The sequence below is a fragment of the Sphingomonas montanisoli genome (assembly GCF_008274695.1).
Lineage (GTDB): Bacteria > Pseudomonadota > Alphaproteobacteria > Sphingomonadales > Sphingomonadaceae > Rhizorhabdus > Rhizorhabdus montanisoli.
In genome coordinates this window covers 685,323-705,638 of record NZ_VTOU01000002.1, presented here as the reverse complement: position 1 = coordinate 705,638, position 20,316 = coordinate 685,323, and the positions used below count along the sequence as shown (strand labels likewise).

The 20,316-nt window shown below is 66.2% G+C and carries 21 protein-coding genes; 6 read left to right on the top strand and 15 right to left on the bottom strand.

Going from position 1 to position 20,316, the window contains the following annotated elements; translation table 11 throughout:
- Positions 1-36: 36 nt before the first annotated feature.
- On the top strand, positions 37-1,569 hold the full coding sequence (locus FYJ91_RS09205) for a sensor histidine kinase (protein WP_149521952.1): 1,533 nt from the start codon (positions 37-39) through the stop codon (positions 1,567-1,569).
- Positions 1,570-1,867: 298 nt separating this feature from the next.
- Entirely contained in the window at positions 1,868-2,005 is a 138-nt protein-coding gene (locus FYJ91_RS09200) for an entericidin A/B family lipoprotein (protein ID WP_149521951.1), read from the top strand.
- A gap of 60 nt (positions 2,006-2,065) precedes the next feature.
- Here FYJ91_RS09200 and tatC read toward each other — a convergent pair whose 3' ends face one another.
- The 12 genes from tatC to FYJ91_RS09140 all read right to left on the bottom strand — a co-directional run bounded on the left by tatC (position 2,066) and on the right by FYJ91_RS09140 (position 12,277).
- Entirely contained in the window at positions 2,066-2,824 is a 759-nt protein-coding gene (gene tatC / locus FYJ91_RS09195) for a twin-arginine translocase subunit TatC (RefSeq protein ID WP_149521950.1), read from the bottom strand.
- Positions 2,821-3,207, bottom strand: a complete 387-nt coding sequence (tatB, locus tag FYJ91_RS21090; protein WP_425473998.1) for a Sec-independent protein translocase protein TatB — start codon at positions 3,205-3,207, stop codon at positions 2,821-2,823. Before tatB ends, tatC begins: the two co-directional genes overlap by 4 nt.
- 28 nt (positions 3,208-3,235) lie before the next feature.
- Positions 3,236-3,490, bottom strand: coding sequence for a twin-arginine translocase TatA/TatE family subunit (locus FYJ91_RS09185; protein WP_149521949.1), 255 nt, complete (start codon positions 3,488-3,490; stop codon positions 3,236-3,238).
- A gap of 26 nt (positions 3,491-3,516) precedes the next feature.
- Positions 3,517-4,095 carry an SMC-Scp complex subunit ScpB gene (scpB, locus tag FYJ91_RS09180; protein WP_149521948.1) on the bottom strand — a complete coding sequence of 193 codons (579 nt, stop codon included), beginning with the start codon at positions 4,093-4,095 and terminating at the stop codon, positions 3,517-3,519.
- Positions 4,092-4,862 carry a segregation and condensation protein A gene (locus tag FYJ91_RS09175; protein WP_149521947.1) on the bottom strand — a complete coding sequence of 257 codons (771 nt, stop codon included), beginning with the start codon at positions 4,860-4,862 and terminating at the stop codon, positions 4,092-4,094. The genes scpB and FYJ91_RS09175 overlap by 4 nt, the downstream gene beginning before the upstream one ends.
- A gap of 3 nt (positions 4,863-4,865) precedes the next feature.
- Complete coding sequence (locus FYJ91_RS09170) at positions 4,866-5,249, bottom strand: endonuclease domain-containing protein (protein ID WP_149521946.1); 384 nt, start codon at positions 5,247-5,249, stop codon at positions 4,866-4,868.
- Between the two features lie 77 nt (positions 5,250-5,326).
- Positions 5,327-6,370 carry a beta-N-acetylhexosaminidase gene (gene nagZ / locus FYJ91_RS09165; RefSeq protein ID WP_149521945.1) on the bottom strand — a complete coding sequence of 348 codons (1,044 nt, stop codon included), beginning with the start codon at positions 6,368-6,370 and terminating at the stop codon, positions 5,327-5,329.
- Positions 6,367-7,167 (bottom strand): SPOR domain-containing protein, encoded by an 801-nt coding sequence (locus tag FYJ91_RS09160; RefSeq protein WP_149521944.1) that lies wholly within the window; start codon positions 7,165-7,167, stop codon positions 6,367-6,369. The genes nagZ and FYJ91_RS09160 overlap by 4 nt, the downstream gene beginning before the upstream one ends.
- 1 nt (position 7,168) lies before the next feature.
- On the bottom strand, positions 7,169-8,899 hold the full coding sequence (gene argS / locus FYJ91_RS09155) for an arginine--tRNA ligase (RefSeq protein ID WP_149521943.1): 1,731 nt from the start codon (positions 8,897-8,899) through the stop codon (positions 7,169-7,171).
- A gap of 41 nt (positions 8,900-8,940) precedes the next feature.
- The gene (locus FYJ91_RS09150) at positions 8,941-10,830 is read right to left on the bottom strand and encodes a M20/M25/M40 family metallo-hydrolase (RefSeq protein ID WP_149521942.1); all 1,890 of its coding nucleotides are present in this window, start codon (positions 10,828-10,830) and stop codon (positions 8,941-8,943) included.
- A complete protein-coding gene (locus FYJ91_RS09145) occupies positions 10,820-11,983 on the bottom strand; it encodes a deoxyguanosinetriphosphate triphosphohydrolase (RefSeq protein WP_149521941.1) in 1,164 nt (387 codons plus the stop codon). The genes FYJ91_RS09150 and FYJ91_RS09145 overlap by 11 nt, the downstream gene beginning before the upstream one ends.
- 27 nt (positions 11,984-12,010) lie before the next feature.
- Positions 12,011-12,277 carry a hypothetical protein gene (locus FYJ91_RS09140; protein WP_149521940.1) on the bottom strand — a complete coding sequence of 89 codons (267 nt, stop codon included), beginning with the start codon at positions 12,275-12,277 and terminating at the stop codon, positions 12,011-12,013.
- 192 nt (positions 12,278-12,469) lie between these two features.
- On the opposite strand from FYJ91_RS09140, the gene FYJ91_RS09135 reads away from it, so the two are divergent.
- The 3 genes from FYJ91_RS09135 (at position 12,470) to FYJ91_RS09125 (ending at position 15,537) form a co-directional block, all read left to right on the top strand.
- Complete coding sequence (locus tag FYJ91_RS09135) at positions 12,470-13,000, top strand: hypothetical protein (RefSeq protein WP_149521939.1); 531 nt, start codon at positions 12,470-12,472, stop codon at positions 12,998-13,000.
- Between the two features lie 100 nt (positions 13,001-13,100).
- Positions 13,101-14,351: a sulfotransferase family protein gene (locus tag FYJ91_RS09130; RefSeq protein WP_149521938.1), complete on the top strand. Its 1,251-nt coding sequence runs from the start codon at positions 13,101-13,103 to the stop codon at positions 14,349-14,351.
- A 13-nt stretch (positions 14,352-14,364) separates the two neighbouring features.
- The gene (locus FYJ91_RS09125; RefSeq protein WP_149521937.1) at positions 14,365-15,537 is read left to right on the top strand and encodes a DUF1214 domain-containing protein; all 1,173 of its coding nucleotides are present in this window, start codon (positions 14,365-14,367) and stop codon (positions 15,535-15,537) included.
- A 15-nt stretch (positions 15,538-15,552) separates the two neighbouring features.
- Here FYJ91_RS09125 and FYJ91_RS09120 read toward each other — a convergent pair whose 3' ends face one another.
- Positions 15,553-16,029 carry a carboxymuconolactone decarboxylase family protein gene (locus tag FYJ91_RS09120; RefSeq protein ID WP_219822573.1) on the bottom strand — a complete coding sequence of 159 codons (477 nt, stop codon included), beginning with the start codon at positions 16,027-16,029 and terminating at the stop codon, positions 15,553-15,555.
- A gap of 152 nt (positions 16,030-16,181) precedes the next feature.
- On the opposite strand from FYJ91_RS09120, the gene FYJ91_RS09115 reads away from it, so the two are divergent.
- Positions 16,182-17,240: a GGDEF domain-containing protein gene (locus tag FYJ91_RS09115; protein ID WP_149521936.1), complete on the top strand. Its 1,059-nt coding sequence runs from the start codon at positions 16,182-16,184 to the stop codon at positions 17,238-17,240.
- A 12-nt stretch (positions 17,241-17,252) separates the two neighbouring features.
- Here FYJ91_RS09115 and FYJ91_RS09110 read toward each other — a convergent pair whose 3' ends face one another.
- Both FYJ91_RS09110 and ftsZ read right to left on the bottom strand, forming a co-directional pair.
- Complete coding sequence (locus FYJ91_RS09110) at positions 17,253-18,665, bottom strand: SPOR domain-containing protein (protein WP_149521935.1); 1,413 nt, start codon at positions 18,663-18,665, stop codon at positions 17,253-17,255.
- A 127-nt stretch (positions 18,666-18,792) separates the two neighbouring features.
- Positions 18,793-20,274 (bottom strand): cell division protein FtsZ, encoded by a 1,482-nt coding sequence (gene ftsZ, locus FYJ91_RS09105; RefSeq protein ID WP_149521934.1) that lies wholly within the window; start codon positions 20,272-20,274, stop codon positions 18,793-18,795.
- Between the last annotated feature and the right edge of the window lie 42 nt (positions 20,275-20,316).

The following is a 20,316-nucleotide window of genomic DNA, read 5'->3' as shown; positions in this document are numbered from 1 at the left end:
TCCGCTCATCGGCGAAGAACGCTTCGGAACGCCATAATGGCGCGGTCGGTGCGCATCCTGGCCGCCAGGCTGTCGACCGGCACGAAAATGCTGCTGATCCTGTCGGCGGCTTTGTTGCCGCTCGGCCTGATCGCACTCCTTACATCGCTGGACACCGCAAACGCGAACAGGCAGCAGAGGCTGACCGCAGCACAGATGACGACTGCCGTCTATGCGGCGCAGGTCGACAGCGCCATCGACGCGCGCGTGGGCGCAATGCGCCTGCCGCTTTCCAACGCGCGTGACGCCGCCGACATCTGCCGCGCATTGATCAGCAAGGTGCGCCCCGACAATCCCGGCCCGGCGATCGCGATGTTCGACGGCTCCGGCGTGCGCCGCTGCCAGACGCCCGGCCCCCGCGTGACCGAAGGAAAGCTGCCCGTCGGCGTCGATCAGGCGGTGCGGATCGACGACGCCCGCAAGCTTCTGCGCCTGACCGTCGCACGGCCCGATCATTCGCTGATCGCCGAGACCGAGCTGCCCATTTCCGAAATCCCCGTCGATATCATCGACGAACCCGGAATGCGGCTGACCCGGCTGGCATTGTTTCAGGGCGGGCGGACGCTGATGCTGACCGACAGAGGAGCAGGATCGATCGCGCGGACGGTGCCGATCGGCAACACCGGCGTTCTGCTCCAGGCCTGGTTCGAAACCGACTCGGTGGGTGCGCGCACCGCCCTGCTGGTCGCGATCCCCATCCTGATGTGGCTGGCGGCGGCCTTCACCGGCTGGCTGATCGTCAACCAGTTGCTGATCTTCCCGATGCTGAAGCTGCAGTCGGCGATCGATTCCTACGAACTGGGCCACGGCCCGCTCGTTCTCCCCCGCCTCAATACCCCCGCGCACGAGATCCGCGAGCTGGCCGAGAGCTTCGCCAAGGTCGCCAGCCAGATCATCGCGCATGAGGAGGAATTGCAGGAAGGGCTGAAAACCCAGGTCAAGCTGACCCGCGAAGTGCATCATCGGGTCAAGAACAACCTTCAGGTCATTTCCAGCCTGATCAACCTGCATGCGCGTGGCGCCAGCGAGCCAGCCGCGCACGACGCCTATGCCGCCATCCAGCGACGCGTCGACGCGCTTGCGGTGGTCCACCGCAATCATTTTGCCGAGCTCGAGGACAATCGCGGCGTCGCGATCCGCGCGCTGGCAGGCGAACTTGCGTCGAACCTGCGCGCCTCTGCGCCGCCAGCCGCTTCGGGCATGCCGATCGCACTCAACATGATCAGCGCCAATGTCGGACAGGATGTCGCCGCCCCGGTCGCGTTCCTGATCACCGAAGTCGTCGAATTGATGATGTTCTGCAATCCGAAGGGCTCGATCCTGATCTCGCTGGAGGCCACCGACGCGCCCGATCGAGCGCTGCTGCGGATCGAAACGCTGGCGCTGGTCGAAAACGCGCTAGAAAGCTCGCCAGCATTCGAGCGGTTCGAGCGGGTCATTACTGGCCTCGCTCGCCAGCTGCGCTCCCCACTCGATCAGGATACACGCGCCGGCCGCTTCGCGATCAGTATTCCGATCATGGCCGGCTGACGAACGCGTCGTTTTTTTCGTTAAAAACGCAAAATCTTTTGGCACCGATCGGAACCGATAGTCGGGAAGGCCGTTCAGCACTTCGGATAGCGATGCTTTGCCCCCCCCGCTCCCGCTATCCACAATAACCAGGGCCCGGCCGCGTCTCCCCCCCCCCCGACGCGCCGGGCCCACTACTTTCCAGGGCAATTAATCTTCCGGATCAAATCATTACAGCTTGGGAACAAGCTTGTGAGCCACGCATTATCTCGCGTGATCCCCGCCTTCGCGCGGAGGAGAAAGTTTCAGGAGGACAATCATGATCAAGCACATCGCCGCCGCCGCCCTGCTGTCGGCCGCCCTGCTCGCCGCTGCGTGCAACACCGTCGAAGGCGCGGGCAAGGACGTCTCGTCGGCCGGCAAGGCCGTTTCGAACGCTGCTGACGGCGCGAAGTAACACTCTAGGAGAGGCGCGCGGGCAAAGTATCCGCGCTGCTCAAAAAGGCGCCCGGGACGGTCAGACCGTCTCGGGCGTTTCTTTTTTGCGGCTTCGTTCGGTGAACCAGATGCCGATCAGCGCGAATTCGTAGAGGATCACCAGCGGGATCGCGAGCAACAGCTGCGATCCGATATCGGGGGGCGTCAGCACCGCTGCGATCGCGAATGCACCGACGATCGCATAACGCCGCGCCCCGACGAGTTGCTGGCGGGTAACGATCCCCGCGCGCTCCAGCAGCATCAGCACGACCGGCAACAGGAAAGACAAGCCGAAGCCGAACAGGAATTGCATGACGAACGAAAGATAGTTGCCGACGCCCGGCAAAGCCTCCTGCTGCACGCCGCCCAGATTGCCCTGGAAGCCGAGCAGGAAGTGGAGCGCGACAGGGATCGCCACATAATAAGCCAGCGCAGCGCCCGCCAGAAACAGCAACGGTGTCGCGAACAGGAAGGGCAGCAGCGCCCGCTTCTCATTCTTGTAGAGGCCGGGTGCGACGAACTGCCACAGCTGATTGGCGATGATGGGGAATGCCAGCATCATCGCGGCGAAGAAGGCGACCTTGATCTCGACGAAGAAGGCTTCGAAGATCTGGGTGTAGATCAGCTTGCCCTGCCCGGCACGCAGCAGCGGCTGCACCAGAAAGGCGAAGATCGGCCGCGCGAAATACAGGCAGACCGCGAAGCAGACGCCCACCGCCCCGACCGCGATCAGCAACCGGCGGCGCAGCTCCAGCAGGTGTTCGAGCAGGGGCGCCTTGCTCTCGTCGATCTCGTTCATGGCAGTGGCGTGGTCTTCGGATCGGGATGCGGGGCTTCGACAGGATCGGCAGGTCCATCGGGGCGGGCGTCGCTCACATGCCCGATCGGCAGCATCTGTCCGTCATCATCGACGGGTCCGGGCGCGGAGTGTTCAACCGAAGTCTGAACGGGATGCTCGCGCATGATTCGCTCATTCTCCGCCGCCCACTTCTTTTCCATCTCTTCCAGCTCGGACTGGCGGATCATCTCGTCGATGCCCGAGCGGAAATGGCGTGCGACCCCGCGCGCCTTGGCGATCCACTGCCCCACGAAGCGCATCGCGCGCGGCAGATCCTTCGGGCCGATCACGACGAGCGCGACGACGGCCACCAGCAGCAGTTCGGTCGGTGCGATGTCGAACATCGCGGCTTTGCCCCGTTACCCCGTCGGATCAGCTGTGCGGGCGATCGTCCTTCATAGGCTGCAGCGTCTGATCCGGATTGGGATCGAGCGGGGGCTGCTGCTGCAGGCGAGGCGCAGGACGCTGCGCCTGCTGCTGGGCCTCGTCCTCTTCGGACATGCCCTTCTTGAAGCTTTTGATGCCCTTGGCGACATCACCCATCATGTCGGAGAAGCGGCCCTTGCCGAACAGGAGCATGACGATCACGCCCACGACCAGCCAATGCCAGATGCTCAAACCACCCATTACGATTCTCCTCGGAAGCCCCGTATCTAGGCGTCCTCTTCGGGTTTTTCCATGATTAGCTGCTCCATCGCCAAATCTACCGGATCGAGCAGGCCAGCGGCCTTCAGATCGGCGATTCCCGGCAGATCGCGCCGATCGCCCAGCCCGAAATGCGACAGAAAGCCTGGCGTCGTCGCATAGATCAGCGGACGTCCCGGCACCTCGCGTCGTCCCGCAGGCCGAATCCAGCCGGCTTCGAGCAGGACATCGAGCGTCCCCTTCGAGATCTGGACACCGCGGATCGCTTCGATTTCGGCGCGGCTGACGGGTTCGTGATAGGCGATGATCGCCAGCGTCTCGATCCCCGCACGGCTGAGCTTGCGCGGTTCTTCGCGGGTACGGCGCAAAATATGCGCGAGATCGGCGGCGGTCTGGAAATGCCAGCGCCCGCCCCGTTCGACCAGTTCGATCCCCCGGCCCGCATAGAGCGCGGCGAGGCGGGGCAGCGCCCCCGCGACGCCCTCCGACCCGATCACCGTCGTCAGTTCGGCGACCGACATCGGCGCCTCGGCCGCGAACAGAGCGGCTTCGAGGGCGCGGAGCAGATCGTCAGGTTCGTCGCTCATGCCGTCCCCCGGATCATCAGCGGCGCGAAGGGCTGTTCCTGCTGCAAGGCCACCCGCCCCTGCTTCGCAAGTTCGAGCGCGGCGACAAAGCTCGAGGCAAGCGCCGAGCGGCGATAGTCACCGTCGATGCCGTGGGGGAGGAAGCTTTCGAGATCGGCCCAGTCGAGCGCGGCACCCACCATCCGGGACACGCGGTCGATCGCCTGATCGAGTGTCATCACCGGCCGGCGCTGTACCAGATGGACGGGCACCTCGGCCCGCGCACGAACCGCGCCATAGGCCGCGATCAGATCGAACAGGCTCGCCTCCCACGCCGCCTTGCGGACGAGCTTGAGCCCTTCGGGCGCGCCGCGCTCGAACACGTCGCGCCCGATCCGGTCGCGCGCCATCAGCCGCGCCCCGGCCTCGCGCATCGCGTTGAGGCGCTGAAGGCGAAGCTGGAGCCGCAAGGCCAGTTCCTCGGGGCTCGGCTCGACCTCGGGATCCTTGGGCAGCAGCAGGCAGGATTTGAGATAAGCGAGCCACGCCGCCATCACGAGATAATCGGCCGCGAGCTCGAGCTTGAGCGCACGGGCATTGTCGATGAACGCCAGATATTGCTCGGTCAGCTGCAGGATCGAAATCTCGCGCAGATCGACCTTCTGCGCGCGGGCGAGGGTGAGCAACAGATCGAGCGGCCCTTCCCATCCGTCGAGATCGAGCGTCAGCACTTCCGCCGACGCACTCTCGGCATATGGCAGCTCGAACGGTTCGCTATCTCCGGCCATTTCTTAACCCTCTCCCGCGTGCGGGAGAGGGTTGGGTGAGGGTCTCACCTCTCCAAGTGCGATCCGCAGCGAGGCGAGAACTCCGTCAAAATTGTCGACCACTTCATTGTTCCAGAAGCGGATCACCCGATAACCGGCAGCTTCGATCAATGCCGTCCTCGACGCGTCACGCTGTTCGCTATGCGGCCCTCCATCCAGTTCGATAACCAACCGAGCCTCTATACATAGAAAATCAACGACATAACGGCCGATCGTGGCCTGGCGCTTGAATTTCCAGCTATCGAGACGACGGCCTCGCAACGCCATCCACATGCGCATTTCAACGTCGGTCGCATCCTGCCGCATGGCGTGAGCAAAGGGGCTGATCTGGCGGCGAACGGGCGGCATCGTTTCGGATGCTATGTCATCGCCCAGCGGAGAGGAAGACCCTCACCCAAACCCTCTCCCCCACGCGGGAGAGGGCTTCAGTAGTTGGTCGGATCCGCGCCCACCGCCGTATCCAGCACCGGCGCCATCATCGCATCGCGTTCGGCCATCAGATCGGCGAGGCTACGCGACGATATTGCGCCTTCGATCGTCGCCATCGCGCGGTCGAGACGCGACTTGGCGACGTCGGAGATCGGGCCGACCGCGCCAGCAACGGCCTCCATCTCTTCCAGCTTGCCCGAACAGTGGAGGATGATGTCGCAACCGGCGGCAAGCGCCTGTTCCGCGCGGGTGCCGAAATCGCCCGACAGCGCGTGCATGCCCAGATCGTCGGTCATCAGCAGGCCGTCGAAGCCGATGCGGCCGCGGATCACGTCGCCGATGACGGTGGGCGAGAGCGTCGCGCAATGATCGGCATCCCAGGCGCGATAGACGACATGCGCGGTCATCGCCATTGGTGCGCCCTTGAGCGCGATGAACGGCGCGAGATCGGTTTCGAGCGCGTGGATATCGGCATCGACGACCGGCAGCTCGACATGGCTGTCGGCCATGGCGCGGCCATGACCCGGCATATGCTTGACGACGCCGACGACACCGCCGGCCGCCAGTCCCTCGATCACCGCGCGGCCCATCGCCGCCACGCGGACCGGATCGGCGCCCAGCGCGCGATCACCGATGATGTCGTGCGCGCCCGGCTGTCGCACGTCGAGCAGGGGCAGCAGATCGATGTTGATCCCCGCATCGCGCAGGATCGCCGCCAGCGCCATCGCGTTGAGCCGGGACGCCTCGATCGCGGTGATCGGGGCGATGTCGTAGAGCCGGTCGAACGCCTCGCCCTTCGGAAAGGCCGGCCAGTGCGGCGGCTGCATCCGCGCGACGCGGCCGCCCTCCTGATCGACCATGATCGGCAGACCTGCGCGCCCCGACAGATCGCGCAGGCTGTCGGTCAGCGCGCGAAGCTGTGACGGATCCTCGACATTGCGACGGAACAGCACGAACCCCGCCGGATCGATCGACGCGAAGAAGGCACGCTCGTCATCGGTCAGTACCGGGCCCGAGAGCCCGAGGAAGAGGGGTGTCACCCGATCACCGAGCAGCTTTCCCCCGCAGTCTTCAGGCGCGCGCAGATGTTGCGCGCGTCGCCACCGCTGGCGCGCAGGCGGTAGAGGGTCTTGTCCCCAGACTGGACCGGCGCGACCGACTGGGTGAGGCCCGACAGGAAGGAGAAGCGGCCCGAAAGCGACTTCCAGGCGGAGTTGGCCTTGGCCGGGCTGGAGAAGGCACCGAGCTGAACCATCGACCCACCACTCGCCGGAGCAGGCGCCGAAGCCACCGGGGCCGCCGCTACCGGCTTGGGCGCGGCAGGCTTGGCGACAGGCGGGGCGACCTTGGTCGGGACCGCGGCATCGGCGGTCTTGGCCGGCGCGGTCGCCGCCGGCGGCAGGCCGGCCTGGGCGGTGCGCGACGGCGGGATCGCGACCGTGACGGGCGCCTGCGCGCGATCGACGTTGATCGGAGCCTCTGCGGCGCCACGCGTGTCGACCTCGCTCGCCACCTCGTTACCCTGGCTGGCGCTATAGACGATCTCGTCACCCGAGCCGACGTCCATGCCGCCCGGATTTTCGGGGCGCTGCTTGTAATAGTCGTCGGGCGCCCTGATGACCGAACCATCGCCCGAGGCGGCGACGTCGCCGCGTCCGCGCAGCCAGAGCACCGACCCCGCGATCATGCCGATGACGACGAGCAGGATGATCACGCCGATCGCGATCTTCGCGGGGCTGAGCCCGCGCTCCTCCTCATAATCCTCCTCGACCGGTTCGAGCCACGGCAGACGCTCTTCATCGTCCGGCCCCAGCCGATCGCGGGAGTAATCGGTCATCTCACTGCATCTCCTCAGCCGCGGCGACACCCATGACGCCCAGGCCGTTGCGGATAACCTGCCCGATCGCGTCGGACAGCGCCAGCCGCGCCCGGGTCGTTTCGGGATCGTCCGCCAGCAGGAAGCGACGAGCCGGGTCGTCATTGCCGCGATTCCACAAAGCGTGGAACATCGCCGCCAGATCGTAGAGGTAGAAAGCGATGCGATGGGGCTCATGGCTCCCCGCCGCCGCCTCGACGATCCGGGGGAATTGCGCCGCGAACTTCACCAGCGCGAGTTCCTCGGCATCGAGCAGAGACAGGTTGGCTGCCGGCGTCACGTCGATACCCGCCTCGCCTGCACGCCGGTGCAGCGAGCGTCCGCGTGCGTGGGCATATTGGACGTAGAAGACCGGGTTGTCCTTGGAAGCCTCGACCACCTTGGCGAAATCGAAGTCCATCTGCGCATCGGACTTGCGGGTGAGCATCGTGAAGCGGACGACGTCCTTGCCGACTTCGCGCACCACATCGGCCAGCGTCACGAAATTGCCCGCGCGCTTCGACATCTTCACCGGCTCGCCGCCACGCAACAGGCGCACCATCTGGACAAGCTTGACGTCGAGCGGAACCTTTCCGCCGGTCAGCGCCTGCACCGCCGCCTTGATCCGCTTGACCGTGCCGGCATGGTCGGCGCCCCATATGTCGATCAGCAGATCGGCGCTGTCGGCCTTCTGCGCGTGATAAGCGAGGTCGGTGCCGAAATAGGTCAGCCCGCCGTCGGACTTGCGCACCGGCCGATCGCTGTCGTCGCCGAACGCGGTGGCCTTGAACAAGGTCATCTCGGTCGGCTCCCAATCGTCGGGAAGCTCCCCCTTGGGCGGCTCGAGCGTGCCCTGATAGACGAGCCCTTCGGCCCGCAGCCGATCGAGCGCGGCGTCGACCTTGCCCGCCTTCTGCACGGCGGCTTCGGACGCGAACAGATCGTGGTGGATGCCGAGCAGCGCGAGATCGGCGCGGATCATGTCCATCATCTTCTCGACGGTGAATTCGCGGAAGATATCGAGCCATTCGCCCTCAGGCGCGCCCACATATTTGGAGCCGAATTCTGCGGCGAGCGCCCGTCCGATCGCAACCAGATAGTCCCCGGGATAAAAGCCCTCGGGGATCTCGATCGTCTCGCCCAGTGCCTCGCGGTAGCGCAGGTGCGCCGAGCGGGCGAGCGTCTGAACCTGCGATCCGGCATCGTTGACATAATATTCGCGCGTGACGGCATAGCCCGCATATTCGAGCAAAGCGGCGAGCGCATCGCCCACCACCGCGCCACGACAATGGCCCATGTGCATCGGCCCAGTCGGGTTGGCCGACACATATTCGACATTGACGCGAACGCCCTGCCCTACGGTCGAGCGGCCATATTCGGTGCCGGTCGACAGGATCGTCGCGAGTTCGTCTCGCCAGGTGCCTTCGGTCAGCCGTACGTTGATGAAGCCGGGTCCGGCAACCGAGGCGGCCTCGATCTCGGGCAGTTCCGCCAGCTTCGGCACGATCAGGTCGGCCAACGCGCGCGGATTGGTGCCCGCAGGCTTGGCGAGGACCATCGCGACGTTCGTCGCCAGATCGCCGTGCGAGGGATCGCGCGGCGGCTCGACCGCGACATTGCGGCGATCGATGCCGGCGGGCAGCGCACCCGTCGCTTCGAGGTCTTTCAGGATGGCGCCGATCCGATCGGCGAAACGCTTGTAGAGCGTGGTCAAATCAATGTCCGTTTCAGGGCTTGGCAGGTAGGGGAGCGCCCTTACTTGGTTTTGCGCCCGTCAGAAAGGCTATAGGTCGCGACGCTCGGCGCGATGGGGTCGCATCGAACCCACAGAGCGATGCCGATCGCCATGATCAGCAAAGGTACAGCCACCCGCCAGTCGTCGCGTTCGGGCAGCAATGGCCAGAGCAACGGCAAGCCGGCGAGCAGCGCCACGACGAGCACCACAGGCAATTCGGCGCCCAGCGCGAGCATCACGAAATGCGCCATGCTGCCGATATGACCCAGCCCGATCGCGGCGACGAGCGCCGTGACCACAAGGCCGACGACGGGCGGCAGCAAGGTGCGCGAGGCGCCCCCTATAGCGACGAAAAGGAGCGGCCAAGCGAAGAAGGGCGCGGCGGTCGGGGCGAGAATTTGTGTAGCGAGTGCTACACAAAGCAGGAGCACGGTCGCCCCGGCGGGGCCATCGCCGTCGCGCGGCAGAACTGCGGCAAAGCCCATCGCGACCACCGCGAGGATGACGAGCAGGATCGCCGGCCCACCGCTCAGCAGCCCGATCCACATCATCGCCTGCCCGGGAACGATGGCGAGCAGCTTGATCTGCGGGCGGCGGATCAGCGGGAGCAGCGCAATCATCGTGACCACCGCAAGCCATGCCTGCACCTCCAGGCCCGGAAGCGCGGCGAGCCGGTCGTAATAGTTGGCGTGCCCGCTACCCGAGAGCGCGTTCAGCGCGGTGAGCAGAAGGGCGGTGTGGGCCAGAAAGGTCAGGGTGACCAAGGCTCCCCTTTCCACTCCGTTCATGACGAGCGAAGTCGAGAGACGGTCCCTCCCGCCAACGGCTCTCGCCTCCGCTCGGGACGAACGGCTGGGCATGAATAGAAGCAGAAGAGCCACCCCCAGCACCGCCCAGCCCCAGCCGACCGGATAGACGATCATCCACCGCCCCATCAGGTCGGCGAAAGCGGCATCGGGTTCGCGCGCCGGCAGATCGCTGGCGAAGGCCATCGCGCGGATCACCCCGAGCGTCTGATCGCCCATGTCCTGAAGGGTGCCGGGATCGAGCGCGGCCGGTGTCGACAGCGGCGAGTGGTAGGTCCAGGCGCGATCGAGCGGTGCGATGTTGAAGCCGGGGACGCCGCGCGCCTTCGCAGGCGTGTAGTCGGTCGAGTTCGGCATCCGATCATAGACCAGCACCGACACCGAATTGGCGGCGGGCCGCGCGATCGCACCGGCATAGAGCCGCATCATCGCGCCATTGCCGCGCCCCGTCTCGAACATGTTCGCGCGTCCGCCCGCTCCACGGGAATCGAGATTGACGAGCGCGCCGACGCGACCGGCCAGAGGATGGCCCTTGAAAAACACCTTGGCGCCGCTCAGGCCGATCTCCTCGCCATCGGTCAGGATCAGCAGCACGTCGCGTTCGGGCGGGCGCCCGGTGGCACGGATCGCGCGCAGAGCCTCGACAGCGGTCGCAACGCCGATCCCGTCGTCGGCGGCACCCGGCGAACCCGCAACGCTGTCGTGGTGTGCCATGATCGCAACCGCCGGCAGCGCAGGATCACGACCGGGCAGGCGCGCGACGATGTTCGTGCCCGTCACCCCATCGGCAGGCCGGCCGAGCCATTTCGCCAGCCGCTGCCTGGGCTTGCCGTCGAGCGGCACGGTCTGTTCCGACACGTCCGCACCCAGATCGCGCAGCCGCGTGGCCAACCAGGCCCGGACCCGCGCGTCGGCGTCGCTCCCCGTGACATGCGGCTCGTGACCGACAGCGCGCACAACCTCCATCGCGCGGATCGCGGAGAACTCGGTTGGTGGCGTATCTGCGCCACGCGCAGCAGGCGGGATCGACGCGAGGACGACCCAGACGAACGCCCCCGCCAAAGCCGCGACCAGCGCGATCCAGCGAGCGACGTTAGAAAGCATCGCCGATCTCGATCGGGCCGATCAGTTCGCGGTAGCGCGACAGGGCGTAGCGATCGGTCATCCCCGCGATGAAGTCACCGATATGGCGCGATCGGGCGGGTTCCTCCGCCGGTAGCGTCTCGCACCATCCACCGGGCAATAGCGACGGATCGCCGAGATAAGCCTCGGCCAGCGCGGCGACCACATGCCCCGCCTGCTCCGCAATCGCGAGCTGCTGCGGGTGGTGATACAGATTGGCGTACATGAAGCGGGTCAGCGCCTTTTCGCGCGCCGCCATCTCGTCCGAAAAACCGATCAGCGCGCGGCCGGCGGCGCGGACATCCTCGACCGAACCGGGCGCGGCATCAGCGATCCGTCGCCGGCTTTCGGCGAGCAGATCGTTGACCATCGCGCCGATCTGTTCGCGCACAAGCTCGCCCAACAGGCGATGCTCGGCGACGTCGGGATAGCGCGCACGGGCACGATTCCAATTGGCGGCGACGAGCGGATCCTGTCGCACCTGTTCGATGGTCAGCAGACCCGCGCGCACGCCATCGTCGATGTCGTGGTTGTCGTAAGCGATGTCGTCGGCCAGCGCGGCGACCTGCGCCTCCAGGCTTGGCCAGCTGTCGAGGTCGAGCGGCCAGGCCGCGTCGATCTCCGCCATCGCCCAGCTGGGATTGGCCAATGGGCCGTTGTGCTTGGCAAGTCCTTCGAGCGTCTCCCAGCTGACGTTGAGCCCCGGATGCGCCGGATAGGGCGCCTCGATCCGCGTCAGCAGGCGCAGCGTGTGCGCGTTGTGATCGAAGCCGCCGGTCGCGCTCAGCGCGCGATCGAGCGCGGCCTCGCCCGCATGACCGAAGGGCGGGTGGCCAAGATCGTGGCCAAGGCACAAGGCCTCGGTCAGATCCTCGTTCAATCCCAGAGCCCGGGCGATCGTGCGACCGATCTGCGCGACCTCGATCGAATGGGTCAGGCGGACGCGATAATGATCGCCGTCGGGGGCGACGAACACCTGTGTCTTGTGGCGCAGGCGGCGGAAGCTGATCGAATGGATGATCCGATCGCGATCGCGCTGGAATTCGTCACGCGGCCCGCGGGTTTCGGCCGAAGGCGTGGCGTGGAAGCGGCCCCGGCTGCGGAAGGGATCGGCGGCGTAGGGGGCAAGCGTCATGCTCCGCCTGATGGCGGAGCGGCGCGCTCAAGTCGAGGGGTTCAGGCGGTCGGCCTCTGCGCGAACCGGCGCATTGCGCGGTGCATCGGCCTCGGCCTCGATGCGCGTGACTCGGGCGAGCATGCGCCAGCTGTCGAGGCTCAGGGTCGAGGTCGGATAGAGCCGTTCGGCACCGCGCGGTTCACCGGCGACGCTGTTGGCGGCCTGGATGCCCTGCGCCGCCGTGGTGGCGAAAGCAGGAGCAGCGGTGGCAAGCAGAGCGACGGCAAACATCGGACGGACGGTACGCAACATCGACTCTACTCCCCTGAACGAGTCGGAGATTGCCCGATGTGCGGTTAAGAAAGGGTGTGACCCGGCAATGATTGCCGAAAATGGCGGATCACCGCGCGTTTCGGCCAAGCGGCCGATGATGCCGTCGGGATCGGGGGAACCATCGGCGGCGCACGGATTTGGCCTATCATAAGGATAAGCGAGAGGTTTCGAATGCACGCTTCCGTCCCCACCGCCCTGATGATGGCGCTCGCACTCGGCGCGTGCAGCCGCCCCGCCTCCACCAACGAAGCCCGCGGCGACAATCTGGCGCAAGCCGAGGATGGCAATATTGCGGCGAACGAAGCCGAGCCCACGATCGGCGGCGACGGATCGGACATCGTCCTGTCGTCGCTTACGCCCGCCGAAGTTGGTTCGGCGAAGCTGCAGGGCGAACTCGGGTGCAGCTTTACGGCGACGGGCGGCGACATATTGTTGATCGCCAAGGGCAATGTCGGTTCGAAAGATCCGGCGTTCGGCATCGTCAAGGTCGGCGATTATGTCGAGCAGGTCGCGACACCAGGCGGCTATGACGCGATGATCAACGGTGCAACCTTCGGCGGCAAGGGCAAGACGATCCGCATTGCGCTGACCGGCCCCGCGATCGGCAGCGGCGAATCCCCGCCCCGCCCCGCCAGCCTCACCTACGATCGCACCGACGGCGCGCAGCGCAGCTTTGCGGGGCAGTGGACCTGCGGCCCGTAGGACTTTCCGGCTGACCGGAGCCGCGCGTTCCGGTCGATGCATCCCACCGCAAAGACCATAGCCTGTCCCGCAACGAACAAGATCGGGAGAGGCGAAAGCGATGACGTGGGATCCGGGCGCAAGGCCGGCATGGGTGCAGCATGCCATCGATGGCGAAGGCGGCCCGCTCTACGCAATCTCGCGCCAGCCACTGGTCGTCGGCGACTTGCTGGCCGAGGCCGAGCTGACCACCGGTCTGTCCGATTGGGGGCCTGACGATTTCCGCGAACCGCTGGACGTGTTCATCGCCGCGATCGAGGCCGAGGCGAACCTCCATCCTGCGGGTCGACTGCGGCTGCGTGGCGAAGTGATCCACGCATTGGAAAACCGGCTGCGCCACTATCGCCACCTCGCCGAATATCCCGCCGTGTTCGATGAAAGGATCGTCGCGCCGATCATCGTGACGGGCAGCCCACGCGCGGGCACGTCCATGATGCACGAACTGCTTGCGCTACTCCCCAACATGCGTGCGCCGGTAACGTGGGAATATTGGTGGCCGACGCCCTTTGCCAACCATCACGGCGGGCGCGATCCACGCATCGAGCTCGCCAATGCCGACGTTCGCCTGCTCGCCGAACTGTCGGTGTCGATGGATGGCATCCACACCTATGGCGGGCTGCAGTTGCGCGAAGACCCGTCGGCGATGCTGCCGGCCTTCCGCGCCGATCCCTTGTGGACCTATTCGCGCGTTCCCTCCTACGATCGCTGGATCCAGGCGAATGGCCTACGGCCCGGCTACGAATATCACCGGCAGGTTCTCCAGATCCTTCAGCATCAGGCGCGAGACGGGCGGACCTGGGTGATCAAGGCGCCGTCGCACCTCGGCTATCTCGAACTGATGCTCGAACTCTATCCCGACGCGCGGATCGTCGTGTGCCATCGCGATCCGATGGCGATGATCAGTTCCGTCACCAGCCTGATCGCGACGCTGCGCTGGAGCAGCGCCGAGGGCGTCGATTTCCAGGAGGTGGCGCGCGAAAGCATGGACCAGTTCGGCCGCAACCTCGATGCGGTGCTCGACTTGCGCAAGCGCGGCGTGCTGACCGACGATCGCTGCATCGACGTGACCTTCGATCAGTTCACCGGCGACCAGGCCGGCACGGTGAAGCGGATCGCCGAACGCTTCGGCATCCCTTTCAACGCGGCGACCGAGCAGGCTCTGGCCGATCATCTGGCCGCCAAGCCGCGCGGGCGCCACGGCGGCCACGCCCATGATGTCGACGCGCTGGGCATGGACATCGCGGCCGAACGCGCGCGCTTCGCCGAATACATGACCTATTTCCACGTCCGGCCCGAAGAGGCCGGCGACTGACGGGAGACCGACGATGAACGGCAGCGATCTGACCAGCGGGCAGGCATGGCGCGATTTCTGCGCGCGGCTTTCCGATCTGGGCGACAAGATCTTCGATCCCGGCAAGGATTATAGCGAGGCCGACCGGGCCGAGGGCTATCGCCACCTGCTCAATCAGGTCGCCTGCTGGAGCACCTATGCGGTGGGCAGCAGCGACCCGGCCCAGCCCTTGCTGTTCCGCCACAACGACCTCGTCTATCGCTGGGGCGGGCCGAACGTCGACCAGAACGCCCGGCGCACCACGATTTCGGGCCAGCACACCTATCGCCTGTCGGGTTCGATGGGCGCGTGCGAGGAATTCGCGGTGCAGGCCAAGCGCGGAGAGATGCACAACAAGGGCGGCGGCGGAGTGGACGTTACGCTGTGGGCTTCCGATCTGGGCATCGGGCCGGGCGATGCGTTCGACATCCTGATCTCATCCGATCCGGCCGACAATCCGACCCTGCTGATGAGCCCGGATTCGAGCCTGCTCCACGTCCGCGATTATTATTATGACTGGCAATCTGCCGAACCCGCCACCTTCGTGATCGAACGGATCGACCGCGTCGATACGCCCGGCCGCCCCACCCCCGATCGGATCGCGGGGATGCTCGATAACGCGCTGGTACAGATCGAAAATTCGATGCTTTACTGGCCGCCCTATCAGGACGCCCGTCGCGCGGAAGCGCCGCTCAACGAATTCAGCACGCCCGGCCTCGTCGCGGAGGGCGTGGGCGACCTCTTCTATTCGCATTGCTTCGTGCGGATCGAGCCTGACGAGGCGCTGGTCGTCACTGTTCGCCCCGACGATGCCGCGCACTGGAACCTGCAACTCTACATGCGCGAATGGTATGAGCCGCTCGACCACGTCAATCGCATCACCAACCTGAACGAAGCGATGGCAGCGCGCGATGCCGACGGATCGGTCCGCATCGTGATCAGCGCCCGCGACCCCGGCGTCGCCAACTGGCTCGACACCGAAGGCCGCGTCGAGGTGATGGCGACAAGCCGCTGGACCAAGCCCGAAGGCATGCCCGCGATCACGACCCAGCGCGTGAAGCTGTCCGATCTCGACGCGCTCGGCCTCGGCCCGACGATCGATGCCGAAGCGCGGCATCAGCAGATCGAAGCGAGGCGCTCGCACCTGGCATGGCGGTGCCATTGCTGAGATGCGGGCTTCGTCTCACGCTTTCGCCGCCACCGGCAACCGGAACGGCGCGCCGAGCCGGTTGAAGGCGTTCATCGCGGCGATGGCGATCGTCAGGTCGACCAGATCCTTGTCGTCGAACGCGCTGGCGGCCGCCGCATAGGCCTCGTCCGGAGCGTGGGTGACGCTGAGGTTGGTCACGTCCTCGGCCCAGGCGAGCGCGGCGCGATACTGATCGCTAAACAGATGCGGCACTTCCTTCCACACCGGCACCAAGGTCACCCTGTCGACCGACATCGTCTTGCGCAGATCGCGGCTGTGCATGTCGATGCAATAAGCGCAGCCGTTGATCTGCGACACGCGCAGGAAGATCAGGTGGATGAGTTCTTCGGGCAGGTTGGTGCCCTTGGTGACGTAATGATGCACGCCGAACAGCGCCTTTGCGCCTTCGGGGGCGACTTCGAACCATTTCAGGCGATCCACGATGATGTCCTTTCCGTCAAAGCTGAGCATTGGCGCTCGCTTCCTTGACGGGGCGGGACGGCGCGATGTGACATCGCCCGTCAAAAACATTCTCACGACACCCAAATTAGTACAGATCCGCCGTATCAGCGGCGTCGATTTTTCGCTATTTTCCTTAGTATTTTGAGGGGGTTCGGGGGTCAATGGGGGACGGCTTCGCCTTCCTGTTTCCAATCATGTTCATCACACTGGCGGGCATGTTCCTGCTGGTGTGGCGCTGGGGTGCGCCGATCGCCAAGTGGTGGGGGCTCGGATTTCTGTGCTCGGGCCTGGCGGCGAGCGTGCCCGCGCTGCCCAATGTGATCCCGATGATGGTGCGCGGGACGATCGCCAACGCGCTGTTCGGCCTCGCCTTCTTCCACTTCGGCGGCGCGTTGCTGCGCAGGGCCGATGCACCGTTGATGACGGGGGTGCGCATCGCAATCCTCGTCGTTTCGGTTGGGGGCGCGGTGTTCGGGCTGGCGATCCGCAACCTGCATCTGCAGATCTTCGCATCGGACCTCGGCTGCGCCCTGCTCATGGGGATCGGCCTTCCGGCAACGACCAAACGCCTGCGCGACCTGATGGACTGCGCGCTGTTCGCGATCGTCGCGCTGGTGACGTTCGAGACCTTCCTGCAGGCCGTGACCGTCACGATCACGCTGCCCGAACAGGATGGCACTGGCGTCTATATGACGAGCACCTATGCCTTCCTGATGCAGAGCAGCGCGGTGGTGCTGGGGCTGATCCAGGCGCTCGTCGCGCTGGCGTCGGTCGTGCTCGACCGGATCGAAGCCGATCGCCAGACGGACCTGCGCGATCCGTTGACGGGCCTGACGACACGGCCGGGTCTGGACCATGCGCTGAAGGTGAAGCCGCGCGGTTCCGATGCGACCTTCATTCTGTGCGAGGTCGATAATCTGCGGGAAGCCAGCGACTTGTTCGGCCCGCAGGCGCCCGACCGCATCATCATCCGCATCGCCGATATGATTCGTGCCGAATGCCCGGTGGGCGGCGTGGCAGCGCGGATCGGCGACCAGCGCTTTCTTCTCTACGTGCCGACCGGTGGACCGGCCGCAGCCGCACCGATCGCTGAACGGCTGACGAATGCCATCTATCGGTACGACTGGAGCGGCAGCGGCGTGGTTCCCGCCGCACTGGGTGGCCTCAGCCTGGCCGCGCTGCTGTCGATAAAATGCCAGGTTTTGCGTGAGCCTTTTTAGAGGCTGGCAGGCTCAGTCGAGCCGTTCGACCTTCTGGCCCGCGCTGGTCGTGACGGGCACCGTGCCCCAGCCCGCCTGACGCGCATCGTTGACGAAGTCCTGCGCGGCGTCCTTCGACGCGAATGGGCCGACGAGCAGACGGTTGGTCGACTTGTAGGGCATCGTCCACGGCGTCTTGCCCGCGAGTTGCTTGGAATGGGCCTTCTTCTGCTTGTCCCATTCCTTGTCGAGATCGGGCTTGTACGAGCCGCTGGCGATCTGGACCCAGAAACGCCCCGGATCGGACGCCTTGGCCTTGGCCTCTTCCTTCTCTTTCTTCTTCTTGTCCGCGGCTGCCTTCTCGGCGGCGGCCTTGCGGGCCTCGGCGCGCTTGGCGTCCGCCAGGCGCTTGGCCTCGCCCGCCATCGACTGGGCTTCGGTCGGGGTCTGCGGCTTTTCGATCGAAACGGCTTTGCCCGTAGTCGGATCGACGATCGGCGCGGTGACGACGCCGACACCCGGCGTTACGTTCGCTTCGGCGGTGCGGGCTGGCACGAACGCGCGGCTTGGCACCGGCGTCGCGACGACGGGTGCGCCCTTGGCCGAGGCCGGCGGGCTGACCGACGCCATCCTGGGCGCCTTATCCTCGGGGAAATGTCCGAAATGGACGGCAGCAGCCTTTTCCGCGGGCTTGAGCGTGGCCAGGCGGCCGAGGAAGGGGCGAAGCTGATCCGCTTGATAGCGTGGCAGCACCGCATAGGCGGCCTGTTCGGCACCCGGCGTATCGCCGGTCATCGCCAGCACGAAGGCGCGCACGCGCCACGCCGGAATGTCCTGGCGCCGCAGCAGCGGATCGAGGATCGCGAGCGCGCCCGCCTTGTCGCCCGCTATGCCCAGCGACAGCGCCATCCGCCGCGTCGCCTCGGCATTCTGGCCGGCACGCAGCGCGATGCCATATTCGGTCTGTGCCCGCTTGGCATCGCCGCGCAGATCATAGGCCAGGCCGCGATCGAGCGCGACGCTGGCGGGGGGCACGCCCAGATCGAGCGCGTCGTTGAACATGCGCAGCGCCGCCTGGGGCTGCTCCTTCTGCACGAGCGCGGAGCCAAGCCCGGCCTTCACCTTACCATTCTTCGGCGCGAGCTTTTCGGCGCGGACATAGAAGTTGATCGCCGCATCGGCATCGCCGACCGCCAGCGCCGCATCGCCCGCCCCCGTCAACGCCTCCAGATCGCCCGGATCGCGCGCCAGCACGCGCAGATAGCGGGCAAGCGCCTCGGCCGGGTCGTTGCGCGCCATCGCGTCGCGGGCCTGCGCCATCGGATCAACCATCACCGGCTCGGAAGCCGACTGATCGGCGGAGATATAGGGTCCGGCCTCCTGCGCCTGTGCGGTGGCGGAAAGCGCGATGAGCAGCGACGGGGCGAGGAGGAGACGGTGTATCATGGGGATGGGGCGCTTAAAGCCGGTCGCGGCTTGCTCCGCAAGAGCGATGATGCGGGTCCAACGCCGAAGCGGGTGAGGCGAGCGCCCATCAGAAAGCCCCTCCCGGTCGGGAGGGGCTGAACCGGTCTTACTGGTTGCTCTGGCGGTTGAGGAACCGGGGCACGCTGCCCTCCGCCGGGGCATCGGCGTCGTTATCGACCTGCGCCTTCGCGGCGCCGCGGGCGATGTTCGACATACGCTCGAACAGGGTGGCGCTGCCGGCGGAGCGCGGGCGCGCCTCGGCCTGCGGCTCGGCGACCCAACGGCGGGTGCCGGCATCGGCTTCGGGCTCCGGCGCGGGCTGCGCGGGGGCGGGCACCACCGCTTCGGCACCGAGCAGCAGCTCGTCGCTGAACAGCGAGGATGCGGGTTCCGGCGCCTGCTGGGCGACTACCTCGGGCGCTTCGAGCGTCAACGGCTCGTCATCCTCGACGGTCGCGGTCGGTTCGGCCGGCGATTCAAAGATGGTGGTCGGCTGCGGCGCTGCGGGCGCGGCCGCCACGGCCGGCTGCGGGATCGCGATGGCCGGCTTGTCCTCGCCACCGCGCGGCGGGGTGCGCGGCGCGAAGCTCAGCGGCTTGGCGGGCTCGGCCATCGTCGAAGCGTCGACCTCGATGCCGGTCGCGACAACCGAGACGCGGATGATGCCGTCCAGATCATTGTTGAACGCCGAACCCCAGATGATGTTCGCGTCCGGATCGACCAGCTCGCGGATATGGTTGGCGGCCTCGTCGACCTCCATCAGGCGCATGTCCTCACCACCGGTGATCGACACGATAACGCCCTTGGCGCCCTTCATCGAGACGCCGTCGAGCAGCGGGTTGGCGATCGCCTTCTCGGCCGCCTCGATCGCGCGATTATCACCGGTCGCTTCGCCGGTGCCCATCATGGCCTTGCCCATCTCCGACATCACCGAGCGGACGTCGGCGAAGTCGAGGTTGATGAGGCCGGGCATGACCATCAGGTCGGTGATGCCGCGCACACCCTGCTGCAACACCTGATCCGCCATCTGGAACGCCTCCTTGAAGGTGGTGTTCGGATTGGCGATCAGGAACAGATTCTGGTTCGGGATGACGATCAGCGTATCGACGTGCTTTTGCAGCTCCTCGATGCCCGCATCGGCCGCCTTCATGCGGCGCGAACCTTCGAAGCTGAACGGCTTGGTGACGACGCCGACGGTCAGGATGCCCTTGTCACGCGCCAGCTTGGCGATGACCGGCGCCGCGCCGGTGCCTGTGCCACCGCCCATGCCGGCGGCGATGAAGCACATATGCGATCCTTCGAGCGCCTTTTCGACGAATTCCATCGTCTCCTCGGCGGCGGCGCGACCGATTTCGGGCCGCGAACCGGCGCCGAGACCCTGGGTGATCTTGAGGCCCAGCTGGATGCGACGCTCCGCCGGCGAGGCGTTGAGCGCCTGCGCATCGGTGTTCGCGACGATGAAGTCGACGCCCTGGACGTCGGCAACGATCATGTTGGCGATCGCGTTGCCGCCGGCACCGCCGACGCCGATAACGCTGATCCGGGGCTTCAGTTCGTCAACCTGCGGCCGCATGAACTCGATAGTCATCACTCGATCTCCCCTGCCGCCGCACTCGCCCGAAGCCGACGC

What these genes read in the sequence shown, in the direction of transcription:
- FYJ91_RS09205 (WP_149521952.1), top strand. Translation starts at nt 37, where the DNA reads ATGGCGCGGTCGGTGCGCATCCTGGCCGCCAGGCTGTCGACCGGCACG.
- FYJ91_RS09200 (WP_149521951.1), top strand. Translation starts at nt 1,868, where the DNA reads ATGATCAAGCACATCGCCGCCGCCGCCCTGCTGTCGGCCGCCCTGCTC.
- tatC (WP_149521950.1), bottom strand. Translation starts at nt 2,824, where the DNA reads ATGAACGAGATCGACGAGAGCAAGGCGCCCCTGCTCGAACACCTGCTG.
- tatB (WP_425473998.1), bottom strand. Translation starts at nt 3,207, where the DNA reads ATGTTCGACATCGCACCGACCGAACTGCTGCTGGTGGCCGTCGTCGCG.
- FYJ91_RS09185 (WP_149521949.1), bottom strand. Translation starts at nt 3,490, where the DNA reads ATGGGTGGTTTGAGCATCTGGCATTGGCTGGTCGTGGGCGTGATCGTC.
- scpB (WP_149521948.1), bottom strand. Translation starts at nt 4,095, where the DNA reads ATGAGCGACGAACCTGACGATCTGCTCCGCGCCCTCGAAGCCGCTCTG.
- FYJ91_RS09175 (WP_149521947.1), bottom strand. Translation starts at nt 4,862, where the DNA reads ATGGCCGGAGATAGCGAACCGTTCGAGCTGCCATATGCCGAGAGTGCG.
- FYJ91_RS09170 (WP_149521946.1), bottom strand. Translation starts at nt 5,249, where the DNA reads ATGCCGCCCGTTCGCCGCCAGATCAGCCCCTTTGCTCACGCCATGCGG.
- FYJ91_RS09160 (WP_149521944.1), bottom strand. Translation starts at nt 7,167, where the DNA reads ATGACCGATTACTCCCGCGATCGGCTGGGGCCGGACGATGAAGAGCGT.
- FYJ91_RS09150 (WP_149521942.1), bottom strand. Translation starts at nt 10,830, where the DNA reads ATGCTTTCTAACGTCGCTCGCTGGATCGCGCTGGTCGCGGCTTTGGCG.
- FYJ91_RS09145 (WP_149521941.1), bottom strand. Translation starts at nt 11,983, where the DNA reads ATGACGCTTGCCCCCTACGCCGCCGATCCCTTCCGCAGCCGGGGCCGC.
- FYJ91_RS09140 (WP_149521940.1), bottom strand. Translation starts at nt 12,277, where the DNA reads ATGTTGCGTACCGTCCGTCCGATGTTTGCCGTCGCTCTGCTTGCCACC.
- FYJ91_RS09135 (WP_149521939.1), top strand. Translation starts at nt 12,470, where the DNA reads ATGCACGCTTCCGTCCCCACCGCCCTGATGATGGCGCTCGCACTCGGC.
- FYJ91_RS09130 (WP_149521938.1), top strand. Translation starts at nt 13,101, where the DNA reads ATGACGTGGGATCCGGGCGCAAGGCCGGCATGGGTGCAGCATGCCATC.
- FYJ91_RS09125 (WP_149521937.1), top strand. Translation starts at nt 14,365, where the DNA reads ATGAACGGCAGCGATCTGACCAGCGGGCAGGCATGGCGCGATTTCTGC.
- FYJ91_RS09120 (WP_219822573.1), bottom strand. Translation starts at nt 16,029, where the DNA reads ATGCTCAGCTTTGACGGAAAGGACATCATCGTGGATCGCCTGAAATGG.
- FYJ91_RS09115 (WP_149521936.1), top strand. Translation starts at nt 16,182, where the DNA reads ATGGGGGACGGCTTCGCCTTCCTGTTTCCAATCATGTTCATCACACTG.
- FYJ91_RS09110 (WP_149521935.1), bottom strand. Translation starts at nt 18,665, where the DNA reads ATGATACACCGTCTCCTCCTCGCCCCGTCGCTGCTCATCGCGCTTTCC.
- ftsZ (WP_149521934.1), bottom strand. Translation starts at nt 20,274, where the DNA reads ATGACTATCGAGTTCATGCGGCCGCAGGTTGACGAACTGAAGCCCCGG.